This is a genomic window from Patulibacter medicamentivorans, from assembly GCF_000240225.1.
Classification (GTDB): Bacteria; Actinomycetota; Thermoleophilia; order Solirubrobacterales; family Solirubrobacteraceae; genus Patulibacter; species Patulibacter medicamentivorans.
On the sequence record NZ_AGUD01000003.1, the window covers coordinates 66,893 to 82,279 of the forward strand.

17 protein-coding genes are annotated in these 15,387 nt (G+C 74.6%); 4 read left to right on the forward strand and 13 right to left on the reverse strand.

Going from position 1 to position 15,387, the window contains the following annotated elements:
- Positions 1 to 16: 16 nt before the first annotated feature.
- The 7 genes from PAI11_RS00405 to PAI11_RS00435 all read right to left on the reverse strand — a co-directional run bounded on the left by PAI11_RS00405 (position 17) and on the right by PAI11_RS00435 (position 6,873).
- Positions 17 to 691 (reverse strand): alpha/beta fold hydrolase, encoded by a 675-nt coding sequence (locus PAI11_RS00405; RefSeq protein WP_007569664.1) that lies wholly within the window; start codon positions 689 to 691, stop codon positions 17 to 19.
- 318 nt (positions 692 to 1,009) lie between these two features.
- Positions 1,010 to 1,660, reverse strand: a complete 651-nt coding sequence (locus PAI11_RS00410; protein WP_040597413.1) for a dihydrofolate reductase family protein — start codon at positions 1,658 to 1,660, stop codon at positions 1,010 to 1,012.
- A gap of 197 nt (positions 1,661 to 1,857) precedes the next feature.
- Positions 1,858 to 2,619 carry a cache domain-containing protein gene (locus tag PAI11_RS00415; protein ID WP_007569671.1) on the reverse strand — a complete coding sequence of 254 codons (762 nt, stop codon included), beginning with the start codon at positions 2,617 to 2,619 and terminating at the stop codon, positions 1,858 to 1,860.
- A gap of 43 nt (positions 2,620 to 2,662) precedes the next feature.
- The gene (locus PAI11_RS00420; protein ID WP_086000294.1) at positions 2,663 to 3,415 is read right to left on the reverse strand and encodes a FadR/GntR family transcriptional regulator; all 753 of its coding nucleotides are present in this window, start codon (positions 3,413 to 3,415) and stop codon (positions 2,663 to 2,665) included.
- Between the two features lie 27 nt (positions 3,416 to 3,442).
- The gene (locus PAI11_RS00425; protein ID WP_007569675.1) at positions 3,443 to 4,465 is read right to left on the reverse strand and encodes a TIGR03617 family F420-dependent LLM class oxidoreductase; all 1,023 of its coding nucleotides are present in this window, start codon (positions 4,463 to 4,465) and stop codon (positions 3,443 to 3,445) included.
- A 129-nt stretch (positions 4,466 to 4,594) separates the two neighbouring features.
- A complete protein-coding gene (gene trhA / locus PAI11_RS00430) occupies positions 4,595 to 5,281 on the reverse strand; it encodes a PAQR family membrane homeostasis protein TrhA (RefSeq protein WP_007569677.1) in 687 nt (228 codons plus the stop codon).
- 14 nt (positions 5,282 to 5,295) lie between these two features.
- A complete protein-coding gene (locus tag PAI11_RS00435; RefSeq protein WP_007569679.1) occupies positions 5,296 to 6,873 on the reverse strand; it encodes an adenylate/guanylate cyclase domain-containing protein in 1,578 nt (525 codons plus the stop codon).
- A gap of 102 nt (positions 6,874 to 6,975) precedes the next feature.
- On the opposite strand from PAI11_RS00435, the gene PAI11_RS00440 reads away from it, so the two are divergent.
- Positions 6,976 to 7,461, forward strand: coding sequence for a DUF6174 domain-containing protein (locus PAI11_RS00440; RefSeq protein ID WP_007569681.1), 486 nt, complete (start codon positions 6,976 to 6,978; stop codon positions 7,459 to 7,461).
- Between the two features lie 12 nt (positions 7,462 to 7,473).
- Here PAI11_RS00440 and PAI11_RS00445 read toward each other — a convergent pair whose 3' ends face one another.
- From PAI11_RS00445 to PAI11_RS00460, 4 genes are read right to left on the reverse strand one after another with little or no spacing between them, the layout of a single operon-like run.
- Positions 7,474 to 8,247 (reverse strand): crotonase/enoyl-CoA hydratase family protein, encoded by a 774-nt coding sequence (locus PAI11_RS00445; protein WP_007569683.1) that lies wholly within the window; start codon positions 8,245 to 8,247, stop codon positions 7,474 to 7,476.
- Entirely contained in the window at positions 8,244 to 8,876 is a 633-nt protein-coding gene (locus PAI11_RS00450; RefSeq protein ID WP_007569685.1) for a TetR/AcrR family transcriptional regulator, read from the reverse strand. The genes PAI11_RS00445 and PAI11_RS00450 overlap by 4 nt, the downstream gene beginning before the upstream one ends.
- Positions 8,877 to 8,879: 3 nt before the next feature.
- Positions 8,880 to 9,800: a crotonase/enoyl-CoA hydratase family protein gene (locus PAI11_RS00455; RefSeq protein WP_007569688.1), complete on the reverse strand. Its 921-nt coding sequence runs from the start codon at positions 9,798 to 9,800 to the stop codon at positions 8,880 to 8,882.
- Positions 9,797 to 11,479, reverse strand: a complete 1,683-nt coding sequence (locus tag PAI11_RS00460; protein ID WP_050897043.1) for an acyl-CoA dehydrogenase family protein — start codon at positions 11,477 to 11,479, stop codon at positions 9,797 to 9,799. The genes PAI11_RS00455 and PAI11_RS00460 overlap by 4 nt, the downstream gene beginning before the upstream one ends.
- A gap of 153 nt (positions 11,480 to 11,632) precedes the next feature.
- Between PAI11_RS00460 and PAI11_RS00465 the strand changes: the two genes are divergently transcribed.
- Positions 11,633 to 12,460 carry an SDR family NAD(P)-dependent oxidoreductase gene (locus tag PAI11_RS00465; RefSeq protein ID WP_007569692.1) on the forward strand — a complete coding sequence of 276 codons (828 nt, stop codon included), beginning with the start codon at positions 11,633 to 11,635 and terminating at the stop codon, positions 12,458 to 12,460.
- A gap of 157 nt (positions 12,461 to 12,617) precedes the next feature.
- On the forward strand, positions 12,618 to 13,280 hold the full coding sequence (locus PAI11_RS00470) for a calcium-binding protein (protein ID WP_007569694.1): 663 nt from the start codon (positions 12,618 to 12,620) through the stop codon (positions 13,278 to 13,280).
- A 22-nt stretch (positions 13,281 to 13,302) separates the two neighbouring features.
- Here the strand turns inward: PAI11_RS00470 and PAI11_RS00475 are convergent, their stop codons facing one another.
- Positions 13,303 to 14,028, reverse strand: coding sequence for an adenylate/guanylate cyclase domain-containing protein (locus PAI11_RS00475; RefSeq protein ID WP_007569696.1), 726 nt, complete (start codon positions 14,026 to 14,028; stop codon positions 13,303 to 13,305).
- A 239-nt stretch (positions 14,029 to 14,267) separates the two neighbouring features.
- On the opposite strand from PAI11_RS00475, the gene PAI11_RS00480 reads away from it, so the two are divergent.
- Positions 14,268 to 15,044, forward strand: a complete 777-nt coding sequence (locus tag PAI11_RS00480) for an MBL fold metallo-hydrolase (protein ID WP_007569698.1) — start codon at positions 14,268 to 14,270, stop codon at positions 15,042 to 15,044.
- Between the two features lie 21 nt (positions 15,045 to 15,065).
- On the opposite strand, the gene PAI11_RS00485 is transcribed toward PAI11_RS00480, so the two are convergent.
- Positions 15,066 to 15,387: hypothetical protein (locus tag PAI11_RS00485; protein ID WP_040597378.1), on the reverse strand; the 322-nt coding region annotated here is incomplete at its 5' end.

Here is a 15,387-nt window from a genome sequence, read left to right on the forward strand (position 1 = left end):
GCGGCGCCGCCGTCGGTCAGGCGGCCGGGCGGAGCAGGTACGCCGCCAGCGCCTCGGGCTGCGACAGCGCCAGCAGGTGCCCGCCGGGCAGCACGTCGGCGTCGATCCCGAGCCGCTTGCGGATCAGCGCCCGCTGGAACTCGACCGGGAAGAAGCGATCGCCGACGCCGGCCGCGGCGCGGATCGGCACCGCGGGCCAGGCCGCGAAGTCGCAGACCGAGGCGAAGACGGCGTCGGACTCCGGACGCTGGTGGGGCGCGCCGGCGGCGGCGACCTCGGGCGGTACGTCGTGCAGGAAGTAGACGTCGAGGTCGAACGCGGCCGGGTAGCCGTGCTCGCGGGCCGCCGCCTCGCGCGCGGGCTGGGAGCCGCTGTCGTCCCACCACTCCCCCGGTCGCTCCCCGGGACGCGGCACCATCGCGTTGACGAGCACGAGGCCGGCGACCGGAATGCGCTCCGCGACGAGCGGCGCGGTGAAGCCGCCGAGCGACTGGGCGACCAGCACCACGTCCGCGCGTCCGTCGGCTGCCGCGACCACGCGATCGGCGTACTCCGGCAGCCCGGCCGACTCGTCGTCGCCGGGCAGGTCGACCGCGATCGCGTCGTGGCCGGCCGCGCGCAGCAGCGGCACGACCCGGTGCCAGTACCACGCGGCGCCGCCGGCGCCGGGGATCAGGACGAACGTGCTCATGGCCTCGCCGGGACTCTCGCCGATCGGCCGGACACCGCGGAACGGCGGATCGGGTGCGCGGCGCGAGCAGCCTCGCCGGCAGGTCGATCGGCGCGACTTGCGGACGCGGGTCTGGCCGCCTGTACACGTCCGACGCTCTGGATGTCGACTTCAAACACGGCGGTGTTGCAGCGCGTCGGTGAACGCGCTAGCCTGGGCCTTCGGTGGACGGCTGACTGTCGTCGACGTCCTCCACACGAAACCCCTCATCCTGGTCCCTGCCACGGTCCGGTCTCCCACCCGGCACGCCGTGGCAGGGACCCGTTATGCGAGTCCCGCTCACCCCACGCGGTACCGCAGGTGCGTGACGTCGGCCCCCTGCAGCACCCGGTCGAGCGACAACGGCAGCGCGTCCGCCGGCACGCCCTCGAACAGCCGCTCTCCGCCGCCGAGGATCGCCGCCGCGACGTGCAGCTGGATCTCCTCGATCGCGCCGGCGGCGAGCAGCTGGTTGGCGACGTCGGCGCCGCCCGAGACCATCACGTCCTGCCCGCCCGCGGCCTCGCGCGCCAGCTCGAGCGCCCGCTGCGGACCCTCGGTCACGAAGTGGAAGACGTTGCCGCCCTCCAGCTCGAGCGTCTCCCGCGGGTGGTGGGTGATGACGAAGACCGGCGCGTGGTATGGCGGGTCCTCTCCCCACCAGCCGTTCCACGGCTCGTCGGTCGGCCACGGGCCGGGTCCGCCGCCGAACATCTTGCGTCCCATCACGTAGGCGCCGACGCCGTCGAACAGCTCGGCGACGACCTGGGCGTCGACGCTCGGCTCCTCGGCGCCCGCGGCCGGCCGCAGGTTGTCGCCCGAGAAGCCGGTGTCGAGCTTCCACTGGTGCAGCCGGATGCCGCCGACGCCGAGCGGCTCGTCGGGCCGCTGGTCGGGGCCGGCGACGTAGCCGTCGGCGGAGATGCAGAGGTCGAGGCGAACGCGGGTCATGAGGTGCTCCTGGTCGGGCGCCGGTCGCATGCCGGCCGGTCGATTCCAACAGACTCGGGGCGGGCCCCGGACTCATCGGTCGCCGGGAGATCGAGCCTCGCGGGGCGCCCACGGTCCCGTTCGCGCATCCGCAACGACGGACGCCGGCCCGACAGCTCGGCGTCCTCCTCGGACGGCGGCAGCGCGCCGCCCGCGGGTCATCCCGCGCCGCGCACCAGCACGGCCAGCGGCAGCGTCCCGCAGCGCGCGACCGCGCGCCACGGGCCGGACGCCGGATCGTCTGCCCAGCTGGCCGGCGGCGGCGCGTCGCGGACGAGATCGCCGGTGACGAGGTCGAGCCCGACCGCCGCCAGCACCCGCCCGCTGGCGTTGACGAGCGCCGCCGGCGTCGCGACCGGCTCCAGCAGCTCGGCCAGCCGCTGCTCGACCTCGGCGATCGAGACGTCGGCGCCGACCACGCCGACGAAGGTCCCGTCGATCGTGACCGGCACGGTCGCCGTCACCGCGTAGCCCGCCGTGCAGAAGTAGTCGACGTAGGGGCCGGTCACGTGGCGGGCGCCGGTGTCCCGCGGGACGACGAACCACGGCGAGCGGGTGTAGTCGAAGGTCGTCGTGCCGTCCGGCGCCGCCCGCGGGTTGACCCGCTCCGGCGGCCGCGAGCGATCCTGCGGATCGATCGTCCACCACTCCAGCCACAGCGCGTGGTCGGCCAGCACGTCCGGCGTCGCCACGAAGCCCGCGCCCGAGGCCAGGACCGTGGGGTCGGCCAGCAGCGACGCCACCGCGTCCTCGAGCCCCAGCTGGTCGTCGCGGACCCGCCCCGGCCCGGGCGCGAGCACGCGCGCGACGATCGCCTCGAGCGGGGCGACGGCCGTGAAGACGTCCTCGAAGACCGCGGCGATCGTGTCCGCCGCGACCGCCTCGGGCGCGACCACGCCGCCGCTGGAGGGCTCCCGCATGGGCGGGATCATCGCGATCCCCCGCGGCCGGGGCAACCGCCGCTCACCGTCGCGACCGCATCTCGCGATGGAGGTCGCGGGCGCGGCGGTACAGCTCGCCGGCATGCTCCTCGGTGGTCGTCCGCGCTCGCTCACCGTCCGCGTCGGCGATCGCGTCGGCGATCGCCCGCTGACGTCGCACCGCCTCGCGGTGCCCGTCGTCGTCGCGGTACGCCAGGCCGACGAGCGGGCCGACCTCGGTCTGGAGCGCGATCACGGCGCCGGTCAGCTGGGCCGACTGGGCGGCGGCGGCGACCTCGACCGGGCAGCGCGCGGCCGCCCGGTAGCGGGCGGCGAGCGACCCGGCGGCCTCCAGCTCGTCGATGGCGCCGCGGAGCAGCCCGACGTCGTCGTCGGCCGCGCGCTCCCCGGCGAGCTTCGCGGCCATGCCGGCGACCGCTCCGTAGTGGTCGCAGAGGTCGCGCAGGTCCACGAGCGCCGTCCCCAGCAGCCGCGCCTCGAGCACGGCGACGGCGATCTCGCCGGGCGCCTGGACGAAGCTGCCCCCGCCCCGGCCCCGCTGAGTCCGCAGCAGCTCGCGCTCGCGGAGGATCGTGAGCGCGTCGCGGACGGTCGCGATCGACACGCCGAGGGCGCCCGCCAGCTGCGGCTCGCTGGGCAGGCGCTCGCCGTCGACGAGCAGGCCGAGGCCGATCGCGTCGGAGATCCGCCGCGCCACCAGCGTCGCGCGCCCGTGCGTCGCGACCGGCTCGAAGACGGCAGACGGGGCCCGCACGGACGAGTGCCTGTCTGCCACCTCGGTCACGCTATCGCCCTGGCCGCGTCAGACCGGCGCGCCCGAGCGCAGCTGGTCGAAGAGCCCGCTCCAGCGCGCCTCGTCCCGCTGCTCGGGCACCGTCAGGGTGACCCGGGTGGCGACGTCGCCGTAGCGCCGGCGCAGCTCGGCGACCGCCTCCTCGGGGGTGCCGACGACCGCGAAGGCGTGCAGGACCTCGTCGTCGATCAGGTCCGCCATCCGGTCCCACTCGCCGCGGCGGGTCATCGCGTTGAGGTCGTCCTGCAGCGCGCCCCAGCCGTGCAGCTCCAGCACCGGCCGGTAGGCGGGCGTCGAGCCGTAGAAGGCGATCTGCTTCTTGACGAACGCGATCCCCTGCTCGAGCTCCTCCTCGCTGTCGCGGCCGACCACGAACGCCGGCGCGGTCAGCTGGAACCCCGCGAGCGGCTTGCCGGCCTTGGCTCGGCCGCGCTCGATCGCCGGCAGCGTCACCTCGCGTACGTAGCGCTCGGTCGAGAAGGCGTGGCAGAGCATCCCGTCGGCGACCTCGCCGGCGGCCTCGGTCATCAGCGGCCCGACCGCGGCCAGGAAGATCGGCGGGTTGCCGTGGGGGTTGGGGCCGGGATCGAAGAACGGCGCCATCAGCGTGTGGGTGTAGAAGTCGCCGCGGAAGGCCAGCTTCTCCCCCGTCTCCCAGGCGTGCCAGATCGCCCGGATCGCCTGCACGAACTCGCGCATCCGGGCCGCGGGGCGCGACCACTCCATCGAGTAGCGCTTGGTGATGTGGGGCTTGATCTGCGAGCCGAGCCCGAGCAGGAAGCGCCCGCCCGAGAGCGCCTGGACGTCGTTGGCCTGCAGCGCGACCGTCATCGGGTTGCGGGCGAAGGCGACCGCGATCCCGGTGCCGATCTGCACCCGCTCGGTCCGCTCGGCGGCGATCGCCGCGGCCAGGAACGGATCGATCTGGGTCTCGGCCGCCCACCAGCCGTCGTAGCCGTCGCGCTCGGCCGCGACCGCCGAGGCACCCGCCTGGTCCACCGTGGCGGCGTAGCCGCCCGCGTCCACCTTCATCTGCGCTCCTCTCGCACGAAACCGTCCAACTGGTCTGTTTCCTGCGCGCGATCCTCGCAGGTCGCGCGTCGCGCTGCCCGCCCCGCCGCCCCGCCGACCCGCGGGCCGGCGGGGCGGCGGGGCGGCGGCTCAGTCGAGCACGTAGATGGCGATCGCCACGTAGTGGCAGAGCGCCGCGACGACCACCAGCGCGTGGAAGACCTCGTGGTAGCCGAACGTCGTGGGCCACGGATCGGGCCGCTTGAGGGCGTAGGCGGCCGCGCCGAGCGTGTAGAGCAGCCCGCCGAGGGCGACCAGCGCGACGGCGCCCCAGCCGGCGTGGTCGATCATCTGCGGCAGGCCGACGATCCCGACCCACCCGAGCGCCACGTAGGGCACCGCGGCGACCTTCTTCGGCGCGTCCGGCCAGCCGATCGCCATCACCATCCCCGCCAGCGCGCCGCCCCAGACGACGGCCAGGATGATCGTCCCCAGTGGCTCGGTGAACGTCAGCAGCGCGAACGGCGTGTAGGTGCCGGCGACCAGGACGAAGATCATCGAGTGGTCCAGCCGCCGCATCCGGCGGCGCGCCGCCGGCCGCCAGGTGACGCGGTGGTAGACCGCGCTGGTCCCGAGCAGCCCGCAGAGCCCGATCCCGTAGACCAGCACCGCGATCCGGGCCCGGCCCGAGTCGGCCTGCGTCAGCAGCAGCGCGATCGCGGCCACCGCCAGGAGCGCCGACCACTGGTGGATCACCCCGCGCAGCCGCGGCTTGACCGGTGGATCGGGCGGCGTCGCGGGTAGCACGGGCCCGGCGGCCTCGATGGGGAGCGACATCGCGCCGGATGCTCTCAGGACTCGACCGGCAGCTGCTCGCCCGCGCCCGCGGCACCGTCGCCGGCCAGGCGCGCGCCGTGCCGGTCGGGCGGCAGCGGCGTCAGCACCTCGACCGGCCGCGACTTGCCCTTCAGCTCGACCGTCCCGCGCGAGGTCAGCCGCACGGGCCGTCGCAGCGTGTCGCGGGTGGCCGCGGTCACCAGCACGTCGTCGCCGGTCTGGCGGGTCGCCGACTCGACCCGCGCCGCGACGTTGACCGCGTCGCCGATCACGCTGAAGTTGAGCCGCCCGGCCCCGCCGATCGACCCCGCGACGACCCGTCCCGAGTTGACCCCGGCGCCGACCATCAGCGTCGCGTCGAGGCGGTTGACCGTCCGGACGATCTCGCAGGCGGCGGCCACCGCCCGGTCGGCGTGGTCGTCGAAGAACTCCGGCGCCCCGAAGACCGCCAGCATCCCGTCGCCGAGGAACTTGTCGACGTGCCCGCCGTGGCGGCTGATGATCGGCACGACGGTCTCGAACAGCGCGTTGAGCGCCGCGACGACGTCCGGCGCGGCCGAGCGCTCGGCGAAGGCCGTGAAGTCGCGGACGTCGCAGAAGAGGATCGAGACGTCGATCTCGACCCCCTCCCGGGGGTAGCGGTCCGAGAGGATGAAGCGGACGATGTCCTTGTCCAGGTAGGTGCCGAACGCCTCGCGCAACTGCTCGCGCTCGGCCAGGCCGGCCGCCATCTGGTTGAAGTCGTGGAACAGCTGCCCCAGCTCGTCGCTGGTCTCGGGCGGCAGCCGGAACGCGTAGTCGCCGCCGCGGACGCGGGCCATCGCGACCCGCACGCGGCCGATCGGGTCGGTGATCGCCCGCGACAGCAGCACGGTCACCTCGAGCGACAGGCCCAGCCCGACCACCAGCGAGACCGCGACCGTCGCGGCCAGCGTCCCGGTCCCGCCGCCGTCGGTCACCAGCGCGCCGACGACCATCCCGGTCACCCCGGTGACCGCCGGCAGCGACAGCAGGAACCGCTTGCGGACCGGGAGCCCGCGGCGCTCGAACTGGAAGTCGTCCGGCAGCGCGGCGGCGATCTCCTGGATCGCCGGGCGCATCAGGATCTCGGCGATCGAGTAGTTGAGGATGGTCGCGTAGGTCGCCGGCGCCAGGCAGCCCGCGGCGATCACGAATCCGGCGTGCCACGGCTGCTCGATCAGGGCCACGATCGCCGCGGTGCTCGGGATCACCGCGATCACGTTGATCATCAGCGCGTTGCGGCGGAACGACCGCATCGGGAAGTTGGTCGCCGCGTCCCAGGCCGCCGTCGTCTCGGGATCGGTCGGCGCCGGGTTCTGGCGCCAGGCGACGACCTTCACCAGGTAGGGCTGCGAGCGGATCGCGGCCAGCAGCACGGCGAGGCCGGTAAACGCCGCCCCGATCCCGCCGGCGATCGCCAGGCGGCCGGGCGCGAGGTCGTAGTAGCTGCCGATCAGGACCACCGTCCCGAGCGCGACCAGCATCGCCGCCGGGCCCTGGGTGGCGAGGAAGAGCAGCTGGTAGCGGACGCCGAGGCGCTCGTAGAAGTGCCGCGCCAGGCGGTCGAGCATGGCTCAGTCTCGCGCGTCGGCGCGCATCCGTCACCTCACGGGCGTCGACGGCCGTCCTGGGAGCCGCGCCGCGGAGGGACGCCGAGGTGGGAGGATCGGCCGATGCCGACCCGTCGCGCCCGACCGATCGCGCTCGTCCTCGCCGCGCTCGCGGCCGCCACCGCCGGTCCGGCCGTCGCCGCGACCGGCAGACCCGGCGACCAGCCGGATCCGCGGATCGCCGACGGCAGCGCGCAGCGGGCGCTCGACGCCGCGCGCGCCAGCTGGAGGGCCTACGGGGTCCGGCACTACCGGATGCGGGTCCGCCAGCAGTGCTTCTGCCCGCTCCAGTACACGACGCCGCGGACCATCACCGTCCGCCGTGGCAAGCCGGTCGGGCGGGTCGCCGAGCACCTGCGGTCGCTCGCCACCGTCCCGCGGCTCTTCGCCCGCATCCAGGAGGCGATCGACGCGGACGTCGTCCGGCTCGACGTCGACTACGGCCGCCACGGCGTGCCGCGGTCGTTCTACGTCGACCGCTCGCTGATGATCGCCGACGAGGAGCGCGGCGTCGGCGTCGACCGCTTCACCCGCCTGCGCGGGCGCTGACGCCTCCCGGGATCAGCCCAGGTCCTCGAACGACCCGTGACGCCCGGCGCCGGAGGCGAACCGGGCCGCGCCCTCGAGCGCCCCGGACGCCAGCGACGTCAGGCCGTGCGCGAACTCGTTCACCAGCGCCTGGGGCTCGTCGAGCGCCTCCTGCTCGAGCAGCGAGAGCCGGTCCTGGCGCATGCAGACCTGGGGCAGCCGGGCCAGCTCGGCGGCCAGCGCCTCGGCCGCCGCTCGCGCCTCGCCGGGCGCGACCACGCGGTTGACGAGGCCGATCGCCTGGGCCTCGGCCGCGTCGACCGGGCGGCCGGTGAGGACCAGGTCCATCGCCCGGCTGGTCCCGATCAGGCGCGGCAGCCGGATCGTGCCGCCGTCGATCAGCGGCACGCCCCAGCGCCGGCAGAAGACCCCGAGCACCGCGTCCTGGGCGGCGACCCGCAGGTCGCACCAGATCGCCAGCTCGAGGCCGCCGGCGACGGCGTGGCCCTCGATCGCGGCGATCACGGGCTTGGAGAGCCGCATCCGGCTGGGCCCCATCGGCCCGTCGCCGTCGGGCGTCATCCGGTTGCCGCGCTCGCTGCCGACCGCCTTCAGGTCGGCGCCGGCGCAGAACGTCCCGCCCTCGCCCCAGAGGACGGCGACGGCCGCGTCGTCGTCGGCGTCGAAGGCGCGGAAGGCGTCGGCCAGCTGGGCCGCGGTGCTGCCGTCGACGGCGTTGCGGACCTCGGGGCGCGAGAGGATCACGGTCGTGACCGCTCCCGTGCGCTCGCTGCGGACGTTGCTCATCGATGCTCCTGGTCGTCGTGCTCGGGAAGCGGCGGCGCGCCGACCGCGCCACGGGTGAAGCGGCGCAGCGCCGCCAGCAGCTGGTCGACCGGCGGGCGATCGCCCGACAGCGGCGAGAGCGGGCCGACCAGCGCCTCGCCGACGCCGCCGACCACCGCCGCGGCGGTGAACTCGACGTCCTGGTCGGGGATCTCGCCGGCGGCGATCGCCTGGCGCAGCAGCTGCGCCAGCAGGGTGCGGTAGGTCCGCCGGTAGGCCAGCCGCTCGGCCTCGACCAGCGGGTCGAGCGGCTCGGCCAGCAGCGCCCACGCCAGCCGCGGGTTCTGCAGCGCGCGCGCCGCGAAGGTCGCCAGGACCTCCTCGATCCCCGCCACCGCGGTCGCGGCCGGCCGCTCGGCGGCCTGGCGCATCGCCTCGATCTCGCCGCCGCAGACGCTCCGGAACAGCTCGACGAAGAGCTGCCCCTTGGAAGGGAAGTGGCGGTAGAGCGTCCCGGCCGCGACTCCGGCCCGCTCGGCGATCGCCGTCACCGAGGCGGCGCCGTAGCCGCTCTCGGCCGTCACGTCGTGGGCGGCCGCCAGCAGCCGGGCGCGGGTGCCGGAGGCGGCGGTCGCCGTGCCGTCGCGCACCGCTCAGCCCTTGAAGGTCGAGGAGCCGACGTCGCCGAACGGCTCGTCGCGATCGCGGACCGCCTGGCGGAACCCGGCCTCCATCGCGCGCCGCTGGAAGCCGTAGCCCTCCTTCGTGTGGCGGGTGATCCCGTCGAACACGGTCCCCAGGACCTGGGTCGCGTGCAGGCCCTGGCTGTAGAGCTCCTGGTTGACCAGCAGCTTCATCATCATCAGCTGGTTGACCGGCACCCGCGCGATCCGCTCGAGCAGGATCTCGGTCCGCTCGTCGAGCTGCTCGGGCGCCGGCGCCTCGATCGCCAGCCCCCAGTCGAGCGCCTCGGCCCCCGACAGCGAGTCGCCGGTGAAGAGCAGCCGCTTGGCCCGCTGCGGCCCCAGCCGCGCCGCCCACAGCGAGGTCGTCGGCGAGCCCCAGACGCGGGCCGGCGGGTAGCCGATCTTGGCGTCGTCGGCGATCACCAGCAGGTCGGAGCAGAGCGCCATGTCGGTCCCGCCGGCGACGCAGAAGCCGTGGACCTTGCAGACCACCGGCTTGTCGGCGTGGAAGAGCGACATGAACCCGCGGGCGTTGCGGGCCATCATCGCGTAGTCGACCATCGGGTCCCAGGTCTCGCTGGGCAGGTGGTTGAGCGCCATCGTCGCCGGGTGCAGCGGCGATCCGACCGGGACCGACTCGTCGCCGTAGACCCCCTCGCCCATCCCCTCGGCGCTCGCCAGCAGGTCGTAGCCGCCGCAGAAGCCCTTGCCGTTGCCCGACAGGACGATCACGTGGACCTCGGGGTCGAGGTCGGCCCGCTCGACGCAGCGGACCAGCTCGGCGATCAGCTGCGGGACGATCGCGTTGCCGCGCTCGGGACGGTCGAGCGTGATCCGGGCGATCCGGTCGGCGACGGCGTAGGTGACGGTCCGCAGGTCGTCGCTCATGCCGGCAGCGCCCGGTCGACGATCGCGGTCGCGTCGACGCCGCGCGGCAGCGTCCCGTAGGCGCGGCCCCCGTCGCCGAGGCGGCCGGCGCAGAAGGCGTCCGAGACGGCCGCCGGCGCGTGGCGCAGCAGCAGGCTGGCCTGCAGCGTCACCCCGAGGTCCTCGACGATCCGGCGGGCCTCGAACTGGGCGCCGGTCAGCCGCTCGCCCGGATCACGGGGGTCGTCGGGATCGAACAGGCCGGCGACCCTCGCGCGGGTGGCGGCCAGGTGCGCGTCGAAGCGGCGGTCGGCGCCGGTCGCCAGCTCGCACTCGGCGAGGAACGCCGGCAGGCCCTCGGGCTCCTTGACCATCGCCCGCAGGACGTCGAGCGCGGCGACGTTGCCGGAGCCCTCCCAGATCGACATCAGCGGGGCGTCGCGGTAGAGCAGCGGCATCCCCGACTCCTCGACGAAGCCGTTGCCGCCGAGGCACTCCAGGGCCTCGTTGGCGTGGCCGGCGGCCCGCTTGCAGACCCAGTACTTCTCGACCGCCGTGGCGAAGCGGCGGAACGGGCCGTCGGCCTCGTCGTAGGCGCGCGCGACGCGCAGCGCGGTCGCCGTCGCCGCCTCGGACTCGATCGCCAGGTCGGCCAGCACGTTGGCCATCGCCGGCTGGTCGACCAGCCGCGCGCCGAACGCGGAGCGGTGGCGGGCGTGGTGGATCGCCTCCAGGGTGCCGCGGCGGATCGACGTGGCGGACCCGATCAGGCAGTCGAGCCGGGTGTGGTTGACCATCCGGATGATCGCCTGGACGCCGCGGCCCGGCTCGCCGACGAGCTCGCCGCGGATGCCGCGGAACTCGACCTCGGACGAGGGCAGCGAGCGCGTCCCGAGCTTGTCCTTCAGGCGCTGGAACTCCATCCCCGGCCCGCGCTCGACGAGGAAGCAGGAGAGCCCGGGGTCGGGGCGGCTGGCGGAGCCCGACTCCAGCTGCGCGAGCACGAGGAAGACGTCGCAGGGCGGGTACGAGCAGAACCACTTGTGGCCGTGGATCGCGTAGTCGCCGTCGCCGGTCGCGACCGCGCGGGTGATGTTGGCCCGCACGTCCGAGCCGCCCTGGCGCTCGGTCATCGCCATCCCGGCCAGCGCGCCGCCGTCGTAGTCGGGGCGGGTCAGCCGCTGCTCCCAGCGGGCGGCCAGCTGGGGCGCGCCGTCGCGCAGCGCCGGGATCACGGCGTAGGTCATCGAGACCGGGCACATCACGCCGCCGTTGGCGTTGCTCCAGAGCGAGAACAGGGCCGCCCGCACGACGTGGGCCCCGGGGCGCTCCTCGCGCCACGGCAGGCCGGCCATCCCCCGCTCGATCGCGCCGCGCAGCAGCCAGTGCCACGACGGGTCGAGGTCGACCTCGTCGACCCGGTTGCCGTAGCGGTCGTGGGTCCGCAGGATCGGCTCGTTGCGCTCGGCCCGCTCGCCGTGCGCCCGGGCCTCGACGCTGCCGGCGGCGGCGCCCGCCTCGCGCACGCGGTCGATGCCCCATCCCCCGCCCTCGCGCTCGAGCGCCTCCCGCAGCGCCAGGTCGACGTCGAACAGGTTCACCGGCTGCAGCGGCGGCGGCTGGTTGCGGACCTCGCGCGAGGCGGGGTCGATCGTCGTGGCCGGCCGCGCGTCGCTGCCGGGGGTCTGGATCGTGGCCATCGGGTGCTCCTGCCTGCTCCGCGGCGGCCGGGCGGCCGCCACCGGTGAATCTCGATTCACAGCATCGTGAATCCTGGTTCACGTGTCAACGGCGAATCGCGCGGCGGCGCCGCCGAGCGTCACCCTACGCACGAGTAGGTATGCTGCCGCGCCATGTCGTCACGCATCACCGTCTCGGGCCGCACCGCGGTCATCACCGGCGCCGGGTCCGGGATCGGACGCGCCCTCGCGCAGCGGATGGCGGCCCACGGCTCGCCGGTCGCCCTGGTCGACTGGGACGAGGAGGGCCTGGAGGAGACCGCCGCCTCGATCAGCGGCCCGGTCCTCCACCACAAGCTCGATGTCCGCGACCGGCAGGCCCAGTTCGCCTTCGCGGCGACGGTCAAGGAGTGGGCCCCGGCCCCGATCGGGATGGTCGTCAACAACGCCGGCGTGACCGTGTCGCAGTCGGTCGCCGGCGCCGCCGTCGAGGACGACGAGTGGGTGATGGACGTCAACTTCTGGGGCGTGATCCACGGGATCCGCGCCTGGCTGCCGATCCTGCAGGAGCAGGGCGAGGGCGCGCTGGTCAACGTCTCGAGCATCTTCGGGCTGATCGGCTGGCCGACCCAGGCCGCCTACTGCGCGTCGAAGGCCGCCGTCCGCGGGTTCACCGAGTCGCTGCGCCACGAGCTGCGCGGCACGAACGTCCGAGCGATCGCCGTCCACCCGGGCGGGATCGCCACCCACATCGTCGACAACGCCCGCTTCCACGTCGACGACCAGGGCAACACCGACCACAGCGTCCTTCAGCAGGACTTCAACAAGGTCGCCCGGACCTCGCCGGAGAAGGCTGCCAAGACGATCCACGACGGCGTCGAGCGCGGCAAGGACCGGATCCTGATCGGGCCCGACGCGGCGCTCACCTCGCTGCTGGTGCGGGCCGCCCCCGTCCGCTACTTCGACATCATCAAGCGGCTCGAGCCGCTCGTCCGACGCTGAGCGCCGCGCGGCCGGCCGGAACACGAGGTTGCGCCGAGCAGCGGGCGCGCTACGGTGTCGCGAGGGGTCGGGGTCCTGGTGTCGTGCGTGAGCGGGTCGTGCTCGCGGTCGGTGCCCACCGCGTCCGTTCCCGCCCAGACTCGGAGGAGCCACCGCGATGTTCAGTCGTCACCGCACAGCCATCACCACCGCCGCCACCGCGTTCGGCGCGTCGCTGCTGCTCGCCAGCACGGCGGCCGGCTGGGGCGGCATGCCGGACTCGGTCGCCAAGAAGCCGACCACCGACCAGGGTCGCGAGGCGATCACGCACTGCCCGAACGTCTCGCGCAAGGTCGTCAAGTGCGACCACCTGCCGGGCTACTGGACGCCCGGCGGCGGCGGGTCGGTCAGCCACAAGGGCTGGCCGAAGGTCTCCGGGGTGCTCTGGCAGGTCGTGCAGGACGGCAACCGGGGCGAGCGCGTCGACGCGACTCGCTGGGACGACTGGCTGCTCGGCCGCCACGGCAGCGACGAGATCCACGGCGCCGAGGGCGACGACGTGCTCTGGGGCGACTCGGTCGCCGGCAGCGCCAACAACGGCCGCCAGAGCGACGTGCTCGACGGTGGACCCGGGGACGACTGGATCTACGCCAGCCACGGCACGAACACGATCCTCGGTGGCGACGGCAACGACCGGATCTCCGCCTACTACGGGCGCGGCACGGTCGACTGCGGGCCCGGCCGCGACACGGTCCGGATCATCGCCAAGAAGCGCAACCGCAATCGCTCGAAGTACCAGCTGAGCAACTGCGAGAAGGTCACCTACACCAGCAAGCCGTAGCCGGGCGGCGCCCGGCGCGGCCTCACCCGGCCCAGCGTCGGGCGATCGGGCTCTCGACGACGGCGATGTCGCCCAGCGGCGCCCGGTGGATGTCGCTGATCGGCCCGCGGTGGTCGTCGACCCGGACGAAGTGCGCCGCGCAGTCCGCCGAGCAGAAGCAGCGCAGCGCCGGGTCGGTCTCGTCGTGGGGCGCGACGGCCGACTCGGCCGGGATCGAGAGTCCGCAGACCGGATCGACGACCGTCCGGCCGTCGTCACCCGTCCGCAGGTCCAGCTCCTGGACCAGGACCGGCCGGGCGACGCCGGCGATCGCGACCGGCCCGAGCATCGAGAGGCCCGCCCAGTGGGGCAGCGCAGCGCGCTCGCCGGCCGCCATCAGCAGCTGGCCGGCGGCGGCGACGTCGCAGAGCCGGGCCGCGACGTTGATCGCCGCGCCGACGTAGTCGTCGCCCTCGAACATGATCACCGGGCCGCTGCAGATCCCGCCGCGGACCGCGAGCGGGCTGGCGCCGCTCAGGTGGTGACGGATCTCGAGCGTCGCGGCGACCAGCGCGTCCTGGCCGATGCAGGACAGCATCACGCCGTCGCCGAGCCACTTGGTGACGCGGACGCCGCGCCGCTCGGCCGCCCGCCGGACGACCGACCGCATCAGCGCCAGGACGGCGACCGCCTCCTCGTCGCCGTTGGCGTCGGTGTAGCTGCTGAACCCGCAGAGGTCCAGGAACGCGAAGCAGCGATCGACCCTCATCGAGCGGAGGGAGCGTGGAGCGTCGAGGTTGAACGGCTGCGGATCACGAACGAGCGAGCACGGAGGAGCGCTGTTCACGGTAGCGGTTCCGTGACCGATCCCACACCCCCCGGACGGGGGACGCGGAGCCGGAGAACGGGTGATCGCGAGGCCCCGTCGCGCTAGGAAGGGCGGCCGTCCGCGACCGGCGTCAAGACGTTCACGAGCCGATCGCGGCGGTCCTCTAGCGTTCGGCGGCGATGCGCTTCGAGGTTCTCGGCCACACCGTCGGCGCCCCGCTGGGCGGGGCCTGCGCCGGGTACCTGGTCCACGGCGACGGCGGCACGATCCTGCTCGACTGCGGGCCGGGAACGCTGGAGCGGGTCTGGCGCCGCGGGCTGGCGGGCCGGCTGTCGGCGATCGTCCTCTCCCACGCCCATGCCGACCACGTCCTGGACCTCGTCCCGTGGTCGACGAGCGTGACGTCGGGCGAGCTGGAGCATCGCGCCGGGGGCCCGCTGCCACCGACCCCGCTGTACGTCCCGCGCGATCACGGACCGCAGGTGCTCGACGCGCTGGTGGTGGCGCTCGGCCTGCGCGAGGACCGCTTCTCCGGCGCCTTCGACCTGCGCGAGTACGACGATCGCGACCGGCTCTCGATCGCCGGCATGGAGCTGACGTTCGCGCGCACGGCGCACCCGGTGCCGTGCTTCGCGCCGCGGATCGACGACGGCCGCGCGACGATCGTCTACGGCGCCGATGGCGCACGCTCCCCCGCGCTGGTGGCCCACGCCCGCGATGCCGACCTGCTGGTCGTCGAGGCGACCTACCTCGATCCCGATCCGGGGCAGCACCGCTACGGCCACATGACCGGCGAGGAGGCCGGGCAGGTGGCGTCTCAGGCCGGGGCCAAGCGACTGCTGCTGACGCACCTGCTGCCGCGCCCGGACGAGAACCTGGAGAACCTGCGGCGGGCGCGCGCGGCGTTCTCCGGCACGGTCGACCTGGCGCGCGAGGGCCTCGTCGTCGTCGCCTGACGACCGCGCCGCCCGCCCCGGTCAGCGACCGATCAGGATTCGCGCCGACCGCGCGACGGCGCGGTTGCGGACTCCGTCGATCGCCGTCAGCTGCAGCCGGTAGACCCCGGTCGACAGCGTCCGGCGACCGAACCGCGGCGAGATCGCGACGGTCGTGCGGCCCGCGAGCAGCCGCAGCGTGCGGGTGCCGGGCAGCGTCGCGTAGCGCGTGCAACGGCCCGCGCGCCGGGGTCGGCGGACGGCGACGCAGCGGCGCCCGCTGCGACGGCCGGGCCGCGCCTGCAGGATCCGCAGCTTGACGGTCGCCGGCTGCGTCAGGCGCACCGCCAGCGAGGCGCGCGTC